The following is an 18056-nucleotide window of genomic DNA, read 5'->3' on the forward strand; positions in this document are numbered from 1 at the left end:
CACGAGTTAAGAATTAAATAAAAATAGTTTTATAAGTATGAGGAGATAAAAAATATGAAAATACCCAAGAAGAAATCGATGGCATTATTGCTAATACTTTCAATGTTAGTATTGCTTGTAGTAAAAATCCCATTATCATCTAATGCAGCCGAGGTAAAAGTGAATTTAAGATCAACTGCTAGCTTTGCAATTTTAGCTGGGGAAACAATCACAAATACCGGATCAAGTGTGATAAATGGCGATGCAGGTGGAGACGTAGGAGTTTATCCAGGTTCTGCTTTTACGGGAGATACTAAAGTAACAATCGCCGGTGCTGTACATTTAAGTGATGCTATAGCAGAACAAGCAAAGCAAGACTTAGTGCTAGCATATGATGATGCGGCAGGAAGAATACCAACAACAACATTTACTGAAACAGACAATCAACTTGGTGGAAAAACATTAACAACAGGTGTCTATGCTTTCGGTCATGCTACTACTGCTAATTTAACAGCAAGTAGTCCGTTGATTCTTGATGCACAAGGTGATCCTGAAGCAGTATTTATATTCCAAGCATCTTCTGACCTTGTCACAGCATCAGGTAGTCAGATTGTACTAGTTAATGGGGCTAAGTTTTGCCGAATATTTTGGCAAGTGACAAGCTCTGCAACATTAGGAACAGGCTCTCATTTTGTTGGACATATATTTGCTCTGACATCTATACAAGCGCAGACTGGAGCTACAATTCAAGGCCAGTTACTGGCAAGAAATGGATCAGTTACTTTAGATAACAATACTATAACAAATGGTTTGTGTACTACTGTTGGCGAGAATGAGACTGCGTCTGTAACAGCAGGAACTACAGCAGCAACTACAGCAGGAACTACAGCAGCAACTACAGCAGGAACTACAGCAGCAACTACAGCAGCAACTACAGCACCAACTACAGCCGCAACTACAGCGGCAACTACAGCACCAACCACGGCGGCAACTACAGCGGTGACGACACCTGCAATTACAGCTACAACCACAGCTTCGACTTCAACTGAGACAACAGCAGAGACTGAGACAGAAGTTGTGAAAGAGGGAACTAGTCCTCAAACTGGAGATTACTCAGCTGATTATTCTGATATGGGGATGACAGCAGCAGCTAGTGGTATTTTTCTAGCAATCAACGGTGTAATATTATATTTACGTAGAAAAAATAGTTAGTTCTGAGATTTAATAGGAATTGATTCCGATTACACACCCCGTTTAATAAACGGGGTGTATTTGAATTAAGGGCCTGTTTACATGTTGGTAACGTTACCACATATGAAAATCTAAGGAAGCTTTTTTATATTAAGTTTGACTTTTAATTAAGATATGTCTATAATGTGAAAAGTGTCAAAAAATACAAAACGTATCAAATTGCCCACGTATATAGTACTTAAGAACTATACGAATAGGGACCAGATTTAATGATTAAAATATTAGAGGTATTAATAAAGAAATTATAAATCAGGATTTGAAATTAATAATCTTACATAAGAAAGGAATATTTATGAAATCAATACGTAAAAAATTAGTTATTTATACGTTAGTACTCGTAATGTTACCATTGCTAATCTCTAATATCATAAACATCAGTTATATTAATAAGAATTATGCAAAAGAATTAGTCCAAAACAATAAGGTTCTTGCAGGTTCTATTTCAGACCAGGTAACAGCATTTATTGAAAAAGGGTATTCAATTACTGAACAAATAGTTTTAAATAGTGATATAAAGGGATTTGTACCAACAGAACAAAAGCAGATAATTGTAAATGCAATTGATAAAAATCCATATTTTGATTTGCTTTATGTACAAGGAACTGATGGCATGCAAACTACTAGAACAAGTGGAACATTAGGTGACCGTTCAAGTAGATGGTGGTTTATTAAGGTTATGCAAGAGAAGTCATCTTTTGTAAGTAAATCATATTATTCAATATCAAGTAATACGCCAGTGTCAACAATAGCGATGCCTATTTATGATAATAATAAACTAGTAGGTGTAATGGGAGCTGATATTAAATTAGATGAGCTTCAGAAGAAAATTGAAAAGTACAGTGAAGGTAGCAAATATGCTTTTATCGTGGATGGTGAAGGCGTTGTTGTTGCTCATCCGGATAAAGTGCAGATATCAGAACTTTATAATTATAAAATAATGAAAAAAACTGTTTTAAAGACAGATGCAAGTGGAAAGGTTTTAACAGATGCAAGCGGAAATCAACAGACAGAAGATCTTGCAATAGAAGTTCCAGAAACTTTGAATCAAATAACGCAGAAAGCACTTAATGGTGAAACAGGATCTGCAACTTATAAAAACAATGAAGGAGTTGAAGTGATAAGTGCTTATGAAAGCATATCAATTCCTGGAACATCTGATAACTGGGCAGTAATTACTGTTGAAAATAAGTCAGATGCGATGGCTTTCATTAATAACACGCAGTATCTTAGCATTTTGGTATCAATCATAGCAATTATAGTAGCTGCTGTTTTAATATCAATTATAGCAACCAGAATTGCAAATCCGATAAAAAGGTCTGCAGAATATCTTAGTCAGATTGCACAAGGTGACTTTTCAATAGAAGTTAATAAAAAGTATTTATCTCAAAAAGATGAGATTGGTATTATTGCAAATGGTATTGAGAATATGAAGAATTCATTAAAGAATTTAGTAATGAGTATATCTACTGAATCAATAAATATTGAAAATGAAGTTGAAAATGTAATTACTAATATGAGTCAGTTAAATGACAATTTAGAGAGTGTGTCAGCAACAACCGAAGAACTCGCGGCTAGCACGGAAGAGAGTGCGGCTACATCACAGGAAATGGCAGCTACTTCTCAAGAAATAGAAAAAGCGGTGCAAACTATTGCAGAGAACTCCCAAAAGGGTGCATTAGCTGCAAAAGATATCAGTATAAGAGCAGAAAAAACTAAAGAATCGGTAACAATGTCACAAAAAAGAGCGGCTGCGTTATTAGTTGATACAAAAGAGCAGCTGTTCAAAGCAATAGAGCAATCCAAAGTGGTAGGGCAGATAAATGTCTTATCTGATGTAATAATGAAAATAACAGCACAGACGAATTTGTTGGCGTTAAATGCCAGTATTGAAGCCGCAAGGGCAGGAGAGGCAGGTCGAGGCTTCTCAGTTGTGGCAGATCAAATTAGACAGCTTGCTGAACAATCAAAAAAAGCAGTTTTAGATATTCAGAATGTAACAACAATGGTAACATCATCAGTGGAAAATTTGTCACAGAGTTCAAATAGTCTTTTAAACTTTGTTTCAACAGATGTCCATAATGATTATCAGAGTATGTTGGAAGTCGTAAATAAATATAATGAGGACGCTAGGTTTATTGATGATCTGATATCAGAATTCAGTGCAACGTCAGAAGAGTTATTAGCTTCGATAGAAAATATTACAGGTTCAATCGATGGAGTGGCAACGGCCGCAAATGAAAGTGCCGGGGGAACAACGGATATTGCGAACAGAATAGCTGAGACCAATATACATTCTAATGATGTAATGGAAAAAATAATGAAAACAAAAAAGAGCGCAGATATTTTGAAAACAGAAATTTCTAAATTCAAGTTATAATGATACGAAGGGTGTTCAAGAAATAGGCTATTTTCAAAATTAATTATAAAGCTCCAGCTTTTAGCTGGTGCTTTATTTGTTTAAGCCGTTTCGTTGTAAAAAATTAATTTTAAGTAGAGAAAGAAATTATAGTTTCAGAGTAACGTTTCCACATATGAATCATATAACGTTTCCACATGTGAAAATCATAGTAACGTTACCATATATGAGAATTTAGTTGACAAATACTACCGTCGGTATTATATATATAATATATGAAAAAGTGGACAGTTATTGTCAATTTAATTGGTATCACAGAGGTTTAAGCTTTTGTCCCTTTTATTGGGATAGAGGCTTTTTTTACGTCAAAGGATAAATAAATTAAAATAAGAAAGTAAAGTGTAATTTATACATTTGAAGGGAGAAATATGAAAATGGAGTTATTAATGGGAAATCAGGCGATCGCAATGGGTGCAATCCGCGCCGGAGTTGGAGTGGTTACGGGATATCCTGGAACGCCATCAACAGAAATACTTGAAACAATTGCAAAGAAAAATCCGGGGAATATTTATGTAGAGTGGTCCGTGAATGAAAAATCAGCATTAGAGGTTGCGGCTGGTGCTGCATATGCTGGACAGCGAACAATGGTAACAATGAAACAAGTTGGAATGAATGTAGCTTCAGATCCACTAATGAGTCTTGCATATATTGGCGTAAAGGGGGGGATGGTAATTGTTGTAGCCGACGATCCAGGACCTATTTCGTCGCAGACAGAACAAGACAGCCGTCATTTTGGTATCTTTGCAAAACTACCGGTATTTGATCCTTCATCACCGGAAGAAGCATACCTTATGATAGGTGATGCATTTGAATATTCCGAAAAGTATAATACACCTGTATTGTTTCGACCAACGACAAGAGTTTGTCATGCTTATGCCACAGTGCAGATAGATGAAAATTGTTATCAATTTAAGCCAGAGGGTTTTATAAAAGATTCAAAGTGGGTTATTTTTCCTCGCCTTTCATATTATAATCATATTAAATTAGAAGAAAGACAACCAATTTTAAGCAAAGATTTTTCATCATACATATTTAATTTAGTAATAGGAACTGGTAAAAAGGGTGTTGCAACAGGCGGTATTAGTTACGCATATACGCGTGAAGCGTTATCTACAATCAAGGGTGACTGTAAACTTTTTAAAGTTGCCACACCACATCCATTTCCAGAAGAGCTTGCATTAGAATTTTTAGAGGGACTTGAAGAAGTTCTTGTAATAGAAGAACTAGATCCTGTAATTGAAAAAGAACTTATATATCTTTGCGGAAAGTACAATCTCAAGGTGAAAATAATGGGAAAACTCACAAAGCATGTACAAAATGCAGGAGAAAATACGGTGGAATCAGTTACTCAGGCTATTTCAAAATTCCTTGAGATACCTGCTCCTAAACCAAAGGCGGTAATGGATTTACCATCACTTCCTGTAAGACCACCAGTTTTATGTGCAGGCTGCCCTCATAGAGCATCCTTTTATGCAGTAAAAAAGGCAATGAAAGGTAAAAAAGCAGCGTTTTCTGGTGATATCGGTTGTTATACCTTAGGAAATGCGAAGCCGCTTGAAATGGTTGATACTTGCCTTTGTATGGGTGCAGGAATCACAATTGCACAAGGGTTACACCGAGTGGAACCAGATACTATAAATTTTGCATTTGTGGGGGATTCTACATTTTTTCATACGGGAATTCCAGGTGTGATTAATGCAGTATATAATGAAACAGATATTGTACTTATCGTTTTAGATAACTCAACAACGGCCATGACTGGTAATCAGCCACATCCTGGAACTGGTAGAACAATGATGGGAAATGTCACTGAAAAAATCGATATTAGTAATGTGTTAAAAGCAATCGGAGTAAAACATGTAGTAACAATTAATCCATTTGATTTAGAAAATGCAATGAAAGAGGTGAAAGTAGCTGCCGAGTTTAAGGGTATTTCAGCCATTGTATTTAAAGCTCCCTGTATAGCCGTGGCGCCTCCGTCACCATTATATTCAGTAGATAACAAGAAATGTACCGGATGTAAAAAGTGCATAAAAGAATTAGGTTGTCCAGCTATAATAAAAGATGGAGACAAAGTCAAAATAGATCAAGCACTATGCTATGGTTGCACGCTATGTGAAAATATTTGTCCATTTCATGCAATTGGAGGAACAGATGTTGAAAGAAAATAAAGAGAGTGAAATACATAAGGGAGAAATAATGATAAATTGTATCGTTACAGGTGTTGGTGGACAAGGAACTGTATTGGCATCAAAGTTAATCGCCCAATCAGCTATGAATAAAGGAATGAAGGTTCGTACATCAGAAACAATAGGGATGTCACAAAGAGGTGGTGGAGTTGTCAGCCATATTCGTATCGGTGATGAAATTTATTCACCTTTGATAAACATTAATTCAGCGGATGTAATTATTGGCTTTGAACCAGCTGAAGCAGTACGTTATTTACCTTATTTAAAAGAAGATGGTACAGTAATTGTGGCAAATTATCCAATAAAACCAGTAACTGATTCACTTTCTGATTTTAATTACAATGGTGCTGATATGATAAAATTTCTAAAAGACAATGTTACACATTTGTTTATTTTAGATGCAGAGACTGTATTTGCAGAATGCGGTTCTATCAAAGTCTTAAATACTGCGCTTTTAGGAGTAACTGCAGCTTGTGGAGTTCTTGGGTTTTCTATGGAAGAAATGGAAAAATCAATTCATGAAAAAGTACGTGAAAAATTTATTGATATGAATATAAAGGCACTGCATTTTGGTGCGGAAACTTTTTTGATGCAGAGAGGAGATAATCATGAATCAAACTCAATTTAAGGAAATTAAAGAAGTGATTACGAAAACGATGGCGACAAGCGAGTTTTATAAGGTGAAATACAAAGGAATAGATTTAAATGCTATAAATAATCAGGAGGACTTCGAAAATCTCCCATTTACAGACAAAGGCGATTTAAGAGATGCCTATCCACTAGGTCTACAGGCGGTTCCTGATAAAGAAATAGTACGTATTCATTCTTCATCAGGAACTACAGGCACACCAGTAATTATTCCATATACAAAAAAGGATGTTTCAGATTGGGCGCTAATGTTTAAACGTTGCTACGAGGTAGCAGGAATTACGGATATTGATCGTATACATATTACGCCAGGATATGGTCTTTGGACAGCAGGAATCGGCTTTCAGGCAGGTGCTGAGTTATTAGGAGCTATGGCAATTCCTATGGGACCGGGCAATACAGATAAGCAGATTAAGATGATGATTGATATGAAAAGCACTGTTTTATGTGCAACATCTTCGTATGCACTTCTCTTGGCAGAAGAAATAACAAAACGTGGCGTAAAAGATAAAATTCATCTTAAAAAAGGAGTTATAGGATCAGAGCGCTGGGGAGAAAAAATGCGTAAACGTATCGCAAATGAACTTGGCGTTGAGTTATATGATATTTATGGACTTACTGAAATATATGGACCAGGTATTGGAATCAGTTGCGATAAGGAATCGGGAATGCATTATTGGGATGACTATTTTTATTTTGAAATAATTGATCCAAAGACAGGTAAACAAGTTCCATGTGGTGAAATTGGTGAGCTGGTTATTACGACGTTGAAAAAAGAAGGCGCTCCACTTATTCGTTATCGTACGCATGATTTAACAAGATTTATTTCAGGTGAGTGTGCTTGTGGCAGAAAATACCCAAGAATCGATATTATTTTAGGACGTACAGACGATATGATTAAAGTAAAAGGAATTAATATTTTCCCAGCACAAATTGATGAAGGACTAAAAGAGGTTGAAGACGCAAGCAGTGAATATCAGGTTATGATTGACCATTTAAATGGTAAAGATATTATGACTCTGTTTTTTGAAATTGAACCCAATGCTGATAAAGAAGCGGTTGAGGATAATGTGAAACATCATTTTAAAAATAAAATTGGAATCATGCTGGTTGCCAAAGCCGTTTCAATTGGAGAGCTTCCAAGAAGTGAGAAAAAGACATCAAGAATTTTTGATAATAGATACTAGGCTATATTAGATTATTAAACATCTTCACTTTTTTTGTTAATAATCACAAGGATTTTGGCTTATAATAAGCATGAATATATTTATATAAAAAATATTATAAACAATTATTATTAATTCTTGACATTATATGTAAATGTAAATATACTAAGCTATTACAAAATGCAAATAAACAACATATTTTTGGAGGAATAAGAAGTGAATATTAAGAACGTTATATTGGGTAAACCCCTAAAAAGCAATGAGATTGCTGGTGAAAAATTATCCAGACTTTGGGGATTACCTATTTTGGCAAGTGATGCTGTTTCGTCAGTTGCATATGCTATTGAAGAAATTTTATTGGTCTTGATTCCTGTAATGGGAATTATGACTTTTGGTGCAGTTCCATATGTAGTTATTCCGATTTTGGTTTTACTGATCATTTTAGTGATTTCATACTCACAAATTATTGATCATTATCCAAATGGTGGTGGAGCATATGCTGTTGCAAAAGAAAACATTGGGAACAAAGCAGCATTATTATCAGCATCGGCACTTATTATTGACTATATTATGACTGTTGCAGTTAGTATATCTTCATCCACAGCTGCACTTGTCTCAGCTTTTCCAACTTTTCATGCATATAAAATAATTATTTCTTTAATATGTGTTTTTATCATTACATTAATTAATCTTAGAGGGATTAGAGAAGCGTCTAAAATATTTGGTTTGCCAACTTACATATTTATTGTATCAATGGCGATACTTATTATTGTTGGATTATTTAAAGTGATGACAGGAACATTAAATCCAATTGAGTATTCAGGTACAATCTTGCCACAAGAGACCATACAAGGAATTGGTATGCTTGTTATGTTGAAAGCGTTTTCATCAGGCTGTTCAGCAATGTCAGGTGTTGAGGCAGTTAGTAATTCAGTTCCAAGTTTTCGTACTCCGGCAACTCGTAATGCAAAACATATTTTGTTTATGTTGGGTGGAATTATTGTTTTCATCTTCGGTGGTACGTCATTGCTTGCAATTAAACTTCAAGTTATTCCATTAGCTGGACATACTGTATTATCACAGATTTCATCAGCAGTTTTTGGAAATTCAATTATGTTTTATATTATTCAAGTTTTCACGGCTCTTATATTGATTCTTGCTGCTAATACAGCATATAATGGATTGCCACAGTTGATGTATATACTTGCACATGATGGCTATGTTCCTAGACAGTTTTCATCTAGAGGAACAAAACTCAGCTTTTCGAACGGTATTGTTTTCATTTTTATAGCAGCATCAATGTTGATTATTGGCTTTAAAAGTGAAGTTCATAAACTGATTCCACTGTATTCTGTTGGTGTTTTTGTTTCCTTTACAATCGCTCAGTTTGGTATGTTTTTAAAATGGCGAACGTTAAAGGAGAAAAACTGGCAATACAAATGTTGGATTAATGGTTTTGGTGCAATGGTAACATTTGTAGTATCTATTATAGTATTTTCAACAAAGTTTATAGATGGCGCTTGGATACTTGCATTAGCAGTTCCATTGATCATGGTTTTAATGTCTGTAACACATAAACATTATAGCTATGTAGGCACACAGCTTAGTTTGGATGAGTTTAATCCATATAATGATGTTTCTTCAACACAATGTATAATGCTAGTTCATGATATTAACAAACCATTTTTAAAAGCAATCAATTATGCTAATTCGATTTCAAATAATATTACAGCATTGCACATTTGTAGACATCCAGAACATGCAAAAGCTTTGCAAAAACAATGGGATGATCTTAAAGTTCCAGTGAAATTGGAAATAATTGAAACACCATATCGAGATATTATCAAACCAATGGATGATTATTTGTGGGCAAGAGAAAAAGCGTTAAAACATGGAGAAAACATTTCGGTTATTACAATTAAATTTGTTTCGAATCACTGGTATGATGCTATTTTACACAACCAAACAACATACTTTATTAGTCATAATTTGAGTAAACACAAAAATATTTCTACTGTAATACTTCCTTTTCACTATAATTTAAATAAAAGTTTTTTGAATAGATAATATTAATTATTTCATATAATCAGAGTTGTAAAAGAGCTATGGTCAGCAATATGTTGACGGTAGCTCTTTGTTTAATTAAAAAACATATTGCAATATGCTTCAAAATATATATAATGGAATTTACAGCTTCATATGATAAGAAAAAAAGAGGTCTTTAAATGTTTCTCAGGATAAAAAAGCAGTTTACAACAACGCAGATGATTGCTTATGGATTTTTAGCGGCAATATTAGTCGGATCTTTTTTGCTAATGCTACCCATTGCATCAAGAAATGGAAATGCCACACCTTATGTTGATGCACTATTTACTTCAACTTCTGCTATTTGTGTTACGGGTCTTATGACTGTAACTACAATTGAGCATTGGAATCTGTTTGGTCAGATTGTCATTTTAGCATTAATACAATTTGGTGGATTGGGAGTCATAACATTTACGACTTCACTTTTACTAGTATTACATAAAAGGATTACATTGAAGGAAAGAATATTGATTCAAGATGCTTACAACCTCAGTACGCTGGGGGGGTTAGTTAAACTGACAATCAAGATAATCAAAGGGACATTATTAGTAGAAGGAATTGGTGCAGTGTTTTTTGCATTTCAATTTGTACCAGAGTTTGGATTGTTACCCGGCATATGGAAGTCCGTCTTTCATTCAGTATCGGCCTTTTGTAATGCAGGAATTGATTTGATTGGACCAAGTAGTTTTACACCATATGTTGGAAATGTAATTATTAATTTAACGACTATGACCTTAATTGTTGTAGGTGGTATAGGATTCCCAGTATGGTGGGACATATTAAGAGTAATTAAAACGCATACAATAGAAAAACTGAATATCAAGCATATGTTTCAAAAACTGCAATTACATTCAAAAATTGCAATTTCTATGACCTTTGTATTAATAATAGGTGGTGCAATTATATTATTTCTATTGGAGTTTCATAATTCAAAAACAATTGGTGACCTACCATTGGGACAAAAAGTTATGGCATCATTTTTCCAGTCGATTACGACTAGAACAGCAGGATTTAATACAATATCTCAACAAGATTTACGAGACCCATCTGCATTATTATGCATTTTATTAATGTTTATCGGTGGTTCACCCTCTGGTACGGCAGGTGGTATTAAAACAGTAACATTAGTTGTCCTTATTTTCACAACAGTTGCAGTTATAAAAGGTAAGAATGATGTTGAAATATTTAATAGAAAAATAACTTCAGATATTTATAAAAAAGCATTAGCAATAACATGTTTTAGCACATTTATATTATTCCTATCAACAATGACGCTATCAATAGTTGAAAATGTAAATTTAATTGATATACTTTATGAAACAAGTTCTGCAATTGGTACAGTTGGCCTAACTAGGGGGTTGACCCCAAACTTATCAGTCATTGGTAAGTTGATTATTATTTCGACAATGTATTTAGGCCGAATCGGGCCAATTACCTTAGCGTTGATGTTTAATGCAAAAAGAACAAGAGGTAAGGAACGTTCGTTACCTGAAGAACAACTATTGATTGGCTAAGAAAAAATATAGTTAATAGACTGCTTAGGCAGAAGGAGATAAAATGGTAAAAAAAGAATTCGTAATTTTGGGCCTTGGAAGATTTGGAAAGAGTGTAGCAACTACTTTAGCAGAAAGCGGTTGTGAAGTATTAGCAGTAGATAATGATGAAAATTTAATTAATGAAATTGCAGATAAAGTTACCTATGCTGTAAAAGCGGATGCGACGGATGCAGATACTTTAAAAACATTAGGGATCAGTAACTTTGATGGCGCGATTATTGGTATGGGAGAAGATCTGGAAGCCAGTGTTATGGCAACTATTTTAGTAAAAGAATTAGGAATACCATATGTCCTAGCAAAAGCACAAAGTGAATTACATGCGAGAATATTAAAAAAGGTTGGAGCAGATATGGTTGTTTTCCCAGAAAAAGAAACTGGAATTAGAATTGCAAACAATCTTTTGAGAGACAATTTCTTTGATGCGATAGAATTATCACCAACATTTAGTATGATGGATATAGAAGCTTTAGATTCATGGGTTGGTAAAAGTCTTAGAGACTTGAAATTAAGAACAAGCCTTAAAGTTAATGTTATAGGCATAAGGAAAAAGGAAAATCTTAACATTAATCCAGCGGCAGACGATGCCATCGAAAAGGGAGATGTTCTTGTAATCATAGGGAATAACGAAGTTTTAAATAAACTCGCAAACATAAAAATTCAAGGATAATGAAATAAATATAAGAGCTTAACCATAAATTGTAGTTGGTAATATTTTTACTGATATGGTATAATATTTGCTTAGCACAATATTATCTTAAGGAGTACATTAAGTGAAACATAGAAAATTACAACTCGGAATTTTTGCATTATTGGTCATAATAAGTTTAGCGGTGTTGGCATATATGAAATTTTATAATGGTAGTTTGGTATATTTTACAACCGGGTTGGATGATAATACTATTTTTAAAGTTGCAGATCAAACAGCAACGAAGGTTGAGGCTGATGTACTTATTTCTGATGCAAAGAATCAATATGAGAATTTCTTTGGAGAAGATGTATGGAATCAGAATATTGATGGTATATCATTTGAAGATTATGCAAAAAATCAGATTAGATCTAAGTTGATTAGAATCAAATGTATGAACGTTCTTGCAAAGGAGCGAGGAGTTGTACTCGACAGAACCGAAACCGATAATGTAGAGAAAGCGACTAAGGAATATATGGCAGCATTGACTAGCGATGAGATAAGCTCATTCGCAATCAATGAAAGTGATATTTCACATATGTTTACTGAATTTGCTATAGCGCAGAGATTATTTAATGATATGACAAGCCAAGTAGCAGTGGAAGTAAGTGCAGATCAGGCTAGAGTAATCACAGTCCAATATATTTGTGCTGATTCATCAACAAATATTGATATTGCCAAAGCTAGAATTACTGCGGGTGATAGTTTCTTCTATGTTGCGCGTGAAACGAATAGTGATGGCCAATATGAATACGAACTAAAACGTGGAGAGATGGATACTGTATTTGAAGATAAGGCATTTAATCTTAAAACGGGCGAAACAAGTGATATAATTCAATGCGGTGAGAAGTATTATATCATAAAATGTATCAGTGATAATAATAAGACAAAAACTGAATCTAACAAGAATTCTATTATGTCAGAAAAAAAACTCAATGCATTTAATGATATATTTGAAAGTTATGAAGCTTCTTTATATGTTGAGTTTAATGAAAATATTTGGGCAAAATATAAATTATCAGAATCTATCAAATCTACAGCTAATTTTGAAAATATTTTTGATAGTTACTTTAAATAGTTAATATATAATCAGTAATTACATAGCATTGAAAAGCACTTTATGAATTAAGTAGAGTGCTTTTTACGTATAATATAGGTGTTTGGAAAGGGGATAAAATGGAAAACAAAAAATATGATGCAACTAGTATATCTATTTTGGAAGGACTTGAGGCCGTTAGAAAACGTCCAGGAATGTATATTGGTAGTGTATCCACTAAGGGACTGAACCATTTGATTTATGAAATTGCAGATAATGCAGTAGATGAACATCTTGCAGGTTTTTGTAGTGAGATTGACGTTACACTTAACAATGATGGAACCGCAACGATTAAGGATAATGGAAGAGGAATTCCTATCGGAATTCATCCAAAGGCTGGTATACCTGCTGTTGAAGTGGTATTTACAATTCTACATGCTGGAGGAAAGTTCGGTGATGGTGCCTATAAGATTTCTGGAGGACTTCACGGTGTTGGAGCTTCTGTTGTCAATGCACTTTCAGAATGGCTGGAGGTCGTTATTAAGGTAGACGGAGCAATATATAAGCAACGTTATGAAAGGGGAAAAGTAACAGCCCCACTTGAACAAATTGGAACTTGCAGAAAGAATGATACAGGAACAACTGTAACATTTCTTCCGGATTTTGAAATATTTGAAAAGATAAAGTTTAAGTCTGACGCGATAAAAAGTAGACTTCATGAAACTGCATATCTTAATCCAGGACTTATCATTAATTACGAGGATAAAAGACAAGATGAGCAGGAGAAACTTATATATCATGAGCCAGATGGTATTAAAGCATATGTGAAAGCTTTAAATGATGGTAAGGAACAAGTTCATGATATTGTGTATTTTAAAAAAAGTAGTGAAGGAATTGAAGTTGAAGTCGCTTTCCAATTTGTAAATGAATTCGAAGAGAATATCCTTGGATTTTGTAATAACATTTACACGCAAGAGGGTGGAACCCATATTACTGGCTATAAAACAAAATTCACAACAATTATCAATCAATACGCAAAGGAACTTGGTATTTTGAAAGAAAAAGATGCTAACTTCACTGGACTAGATGTACGTAATGGTATGACAGCTATTGTTGCAATTAAGCATCCAGACCCAAGATTTGAAGGTCAGACAAAGACAAAACTTGATAATCAAGATGCAGGAAAAGTGGTTCAAGAAATTACAGGCGAACAAATGCAGTTGTATTTTGATAAGAATATTGAGGCCTTAAAAAATGTTATTTCATGTGCTGAAAAGTCAGCTAAAATTAGAAGAGCAGAAGAAAAAGCGAAGACTAATTTATTAGTGAAAGCTAGATTTTCATGTGACAGCAATGGAAAGCTTTCTAACTGCGAGAGCAGAAACGCGCAGGAGTGCGAAGTATTTATTGTAGAGGGAGATTCTGCTGGAGGTTCAGCAAAGACTGCTAGAAATAGAAAGATTCAGGCGATTCTACCAATTAGAGGTAAAATCCTCAATGTTGAGAAAGCTACTATAGATAAAGTGCTTGCAAATCAAGAGATCAAGACTATGATTACTGCCTTTGGATGCGGGTTTCTTGAAGGATATGGCAATGATTTTGATATTTCAAAGCTTCGATATAGTAAAATTATAATTATGACTGATGCGGATGTCGATGGAGCACATATTGCAACATTACTTTTGACATTTTTTTATAGATTTATGCCAGAACTGATTAGTCAAGGACATATATATTTAGCCACTCCTCCGCTTTATAAGGCTATTCCTAAAAAGGGTGACGGTGAGTATTTGTTTGATGAGAAGGCCTTGGAGAAATATAGAAGATCACATACAGCATCATTTACACTTCAACGATTCAAAGGTCTTGGAGAGATGGATGCAGATCAATTATGGGAAACAACGCTTAATCCAGAAACAAGAACTTTAAAACAAGTAGAGATAGAAGATCCTAAGTTGGCTACAGAAGTCACATCAATGCTGATGGGAAGTGAAGTACCTCCTAGAAGAGAATTTATATATAGGCACGCAAATGAGGCTCAGATAGATGCTTAGATGATTTGAGGGTGGAACTCGGGGTTGAAGGTGATGAGTGAATAATCATTTATAATGATGTATTTGCCTTGCCTTTCCTTCAAACAGCAAAGGGCGCTGTTTTCAGCCGGTCTGCGGCGAAATGCATCATTATAAATGGTTATTCACTGGGTACTTTTTGAAATGAGTTTGACACTCAAATCATGGGTGAAAAGGCGAAAAGATGAAAAGACGAAAAGACGAAAAGACGAAAAGACGAAAAGACGAAGACACGAAGACGAAAAGAATAGATACAAACAATAGATACAAACAATAGATGTAAAGAATAGCTACAAAGAATAGATACAACCAATAGATGCAAAAAATAAATACAAACAATAGATGCAAATAAAGGATACGAATAATAGGTGTTTAGATAAATTCGTAAGAGGGAGCAAGTTTATGGCAGGACAAATTATTAAAACGGAATTTTCTGAGTTGATGCAGAAGTCATATATTGACTATTCAATGAGCGTTATTACAGCAAGGGCGCTTCCTGATGTAAGAGATGGCTTGAAACCAGTTCAAAGAAGGGTTCTCTACGCAATGGATCAACTGGGGCTAAATTATGATAAACCACATAGAAAGTCAGCACGTATCGTTGGTGATACAATGGGTAAATACCATCCTCACGGTGATAGTTCAATATATGATACTTTAGTTGTTATGGAACAGGACTTCAAAAAAGGGATGGCACTCGTTGATGGACATGGTAACTTTGGTTCAATCGAGGGCGATGGCGCGGCGGCAATGCGTTACACCGAAGCAAAACTTATGAAATTCACCCAAGAAGTCTATCTCGCTGATCTTGATAAAAATGTGGTTGATTTTGTTCCCAACTTTGATGAGACAGAGAAGGAACCGGAAGTGCTTCCTGTTAGAGTTCCGAATCTTTTAATAAATGGTGCAGAAGGTATTGCTGTTGGTATGACGACGAGTATTCCTCCGCACAACCTAGGTGAAGTAGTGGATGCAGTTTGTGCATACATGGATAATGAAGATATTTCAACGCAGGAATTAATGCAAAGTGTAATCGGACCGGATTTTCCAACGGGTGGTTTTGTTGTTAATAAGAGTGAACTTTTGAGTATATATGAAGGCGGAACAGGTAAAATCAAGATCCGAGGTAAGATTGCATTAGAGCCAGCTCAAAAAAAGGCTGATAAGGACAAGCTTGTAATAAGTGAAATCCCTTACACAATGATTGGTGCAAATATCGGAAAATTCATTTCTGACATCGTAGACTTAGTTGAAACGAAGAAAACTTCGGATATTACTGATGTTTCAAATGAATCATCAAAAGATGGAATCAGAATTGTGATTGAATTAAAGAAAAATGCGGATGTGGATAATCTTATCAATATGCTCTACAAAAAAACTAGATTAGAAGACACCTTTGGTGTAAATATGCTTGCTATAGTTGACGGAAGACCTGAAGTTATGGGCCTAAAGAAGATTATTGTCCATCATATTAACTTTCAGTATGATTTAGCTACTAGAAAATATACAACACTTCTTAATAAAGAACTAGATAATAAGGAAATTAAAGAAGGGCTTATTAAGGCTTGCGATATAATTGACTTGATAATTGAAATCCTTCGTGGAAGTAAGAACTTAAAGCAGGCAAAAGCATGTTTGATTTCAGGTGATGTAACTGATATTAGGTTTAAATCAGAGCAGTCAAAAAAAGATGCTTCAAAACTGTGTTTTACAGAAAGACAGTCAACAGCAATTCTAGAATTGAGATTGTATCGATTGATTGGCCTCGAAATGCTTGCTTTGCAGAAGGAATATGAAGAAACACTTGCTAAAATTGCAGAATATGAGAAAATTCTTGGAAGCAAGAAAGCTATGGCAAATGTGATAAAAAAGGATTTACAAAAAATCAAAAAAGAATATGCAATTGAAAGAAGAACAGTTATTGAAGATGGAAAAGAAGCTTCTTTTGAGGAAAAGAAAATAGAAGAACAGGAAGTTATGTTTATTATGGATCGTTTTGGATATGCGAAAACGATAGACATGGCTGCATATGAGAGAAATAAAGAGGCTGTCCATAATGAGAATAAGTACATTTTCTCATGTATGAATACTGATAAAATCTGTATATTTACTGATAATGGAAACCTTCATCAGATTAAAGTTCATGATATCCCATTTACAAAATTCAGAGACAAAGGAACGCCTATTGATAATCTTGGGAATTATGATAGCAGTGGTGAAACTATTATTTACTTATGCAATTCACAGTCCATTAAGAATGTGAAAATGTTGTTTGCAACTTATATGGGCATGATGAAGCTAGTAGATACTTCGGAATTTGAAGTATCAAAAAAAACGGTGGCTTCGACAAAGCTACAAGACGGTGATAAACTGATAGGGATTTATGCAACAGATGCAACGATTGCAGTATATTCTAAGTTTTCATTAGATGGTGAAGTAAGTGACGAAGAAGTAGTAGAAAGCCGTCAATACATTATTCTTCAAACAGTAAATGGGGTATTTCTTAAATTTCCACTGTCTGAAATACCTGAAAAGAAAAAAAGTGCAGTTGGAGTAAGAGCAATGAAACTTGTAAACGGTGATTCGATTGAAGATTTATATCTGCTTTCGCATTCATCTGAAGTCATTATAGATTACAAAGGCAGAGAAGTCGATTTGAATAAGATGAAGATGGCCCACAGAGATACAAAAGGTACAAAACTGCGAGTATAATACAAAAGGTACAAAACTACGAGTATAATCACAAATGGTACAAAACTGCGAGGATTAACATAAAAGGTACAAAGTTGCGAGTATTATTAAGAAAGTAAATAATGAGAAAATGCGTTGACAGTGTAAAATACTTGATACGCATTTTTTTTATTTGATTAAGAATTTACAGAACTTCTTCACATATTTTACCTATTGTTTACAAACTTAATTCACATTTGTAATGTAGAATTATCTTAAACAAGGATAGCAAAAGCAATAAAG

11 protein-coding genes are annotated in these 18056 nt (G+C 34.4%); all 11 read left to right on the forward strand.

Annotated elements, in window-relative coordinates; genetic code table 11:
• Positions 1 to 54: 54 nt before the first annotated feature.
• The 11 genes from BMY18_RS03675 (at position 55) to BMY18_RS03725 (ending at position 17795) form a co-directional block, all read left to right on the forward strand.
• A complete protein-coding gene (locus BMY18_RS03675; RefSeq protein WP_092450679.1) occupies positions 55 to 1191 on the forward strand; it encodes an ice-binding family protein in 1137 nt (378 codons plus the stop codon).
• 331 nt (positions 1192 to 1522) lie between these two features.
• Positions 1523 to 3607: a methyl-accepting chemotaxis protein gene (locus tag BMY18_RS03680; protein ID WP_092450681.1), complete on the forward strand. Its 2085-nt coding sequence runs from the start codon at positions 1523 to 1525 to the stop codon at positions 3605 to 3607.
• Between the two features lie 407 nt (positions 3608 to 4014).
• On the forward strand, positions 4015 to 5817 hold the full coding sequence (gene iorA, locus BMY18_RS03685; RefSeq protein WP_092450683.1) for an indolepyruvate ferredoxin oxidoreductase subunit alpha: 1803 nt from the start codon (positions 4015 to 4017) through the stop codon (positions 5815 to 5817).
• A gap of 25 nt (positions 5818 to 5842) precedes the next feature.
• The gene (locus BMY18_RS03690) at positions 5843 to 6463 is read left to right on the forward strand and encodes an indolepyruvate oxidoreductase subunit beta (protein ID WP_170841290.1); all 621 of its coding nucleotides are present in this window, start codon (positions 5843 to 5845) and stop codon (positions 6461 to 6463) included.
• Complete coding sequence (locus tag BMY18_RS03695; RefSeq protein ID WP_242940957.1) at positions 6438 to 7670, forward strand: phenylacetate--CoA ligase family protein; 1233 nt, start codon at positions 6438 to 6440, stop codon at positions 7668 to 7670. Before BMY18_RS03690 ends, BMY18_RS03695 begins: the two co-directional genes overlap by 26 nt.
• A gap of 195 nt (positions 7671 to 7865) precedes the next feature.
• On the forward strand, positions 7866 to 9716 hold the full coding sequence (locus BMY18_RS03700; protein ID WP_092450687.1) for an APC family permease: 1851 nt from the start codon (positions 7866 to 7868) through the stop codon (positions 9714 to 9716).
• A gap of 158 nt (positions 9717 to 9874) precedes the next feature.
• Entirely contained in the window at positions 9875 to 11248 is a 1374-nt protein-coding gene (locus BMY18_RS03705; protein ID WP_092450689.1) for a TrkH family potassium uptake protein, read from the forward strand.
• Positions 11249 to 11291: 43 nt separating this feature from the next.
• Complete coding sequence (locus BMY18_RS03710; RefSeq protein ID WP_092450691.1) at positions 11292 to 11957, forward strand: potassium channel family protein; 666 nt, start codon at positions 11292 to 11294, stop codon at positions 11955 to 11957.
• Between the two features lie 103 nt (positions 11958 to 12060).
• The gene (locus tag BMY18_RS03715) at positions 12061 to 13053 is read left to right on the forward strand and encodes a peptidylprolyl isomerase (protein ID WP_092450693.1); all 993 of its coding nucleotides are present in this window, start codon (positions 12061 to 12063) and stop codon (positions 13051 to 13053) included.
• A 98-nt stretch (positions 13054 to 13151) separates the two neighbouring features.
• Positions 13152 to 15065, forward strand: coding sequence for a DNA gyrase/topoisomerase IV subunit B (locus BMY18_RS03720; RefSeq protein WP_092450694.1), 1914 nt, complete (start codon positions 13152 to 13154; stop codon positions 15063 to 15065).
• Between the two features lie 420 nt (positions 15066 to 15485).
• Positions 15486 to 17795: a DNA gyrase/topoisomerase IV subunit A gene (locus tag BMY18_RS03725; RefSeq protein ID WP_092450696.1), complete on the forward strand. Its 2310-nt coding sequence runs from the start codon at positions 15486 to 15488 to the stop codon at positions 17793 to 17795.
• The last annotated feature ends 261 nt before the right edge of the window (positions 17796 to 18056 follow it).

Origin of the sequence: [Clostridium] fimetarium, from assembly GCF_900111235.1 — a bacterium.
In the GTDB taxonomy this organism is placed as follows: Bacteria; Bacillota; Clostridia; order Lachnospirales; family Lachnospiraceae; genus Clostridium_N; species Clostridium_N fimetarium.

Coding starts and splice junctions, on each gene's coding strand:
- BMY18_RS03675 (WP_092450679.1), top strand. CDS start 55: ATGAAAATACCCAAGAAGAAATCGATGGCATTATTGCTAATACTTTCA.
- BMY18_RS03680 (WP_092450681.1), top strand. CDS start 1,523: ATGAAATCAATACGTAAAAAATTAGTTATTTATACGTTAGTACTCGTA.
- iorA (WP_092450683.1), top strand. CDS start 4,015: ATGAAAATGGAGTTATTAATGGGAAATCAGGCGATCGCAATGGGTGCA.
- BMY18_RS03705 (WP_092450689.1), top strand. CDS start 9,875: ATGTTTCTCAGGATAAAAAAGCAGTTTACAACAACGCAGATGATTGCT.
- BMY18_RS03710 (WP_092450691.1), top strand. CDS start 11,292: ATGGTAAAAAAAGAATTCGTAATTTTGGGCCTTGGAAGATTTGGAAAG.
- BMY18_RS03720 (WP_092450694.1), top strand. CDS start 13,152: ATGGAAAACAAAAAATATGATGCAACTAGTATATCTATTTTGGAAGGA.
- BMY18_RS03725 (WP_092450696.1), top strand. CDS start 15,486: ATGGCAGGACAAATTATTAAAACGGAATTTTCTGAGTTGATGCAGAAG.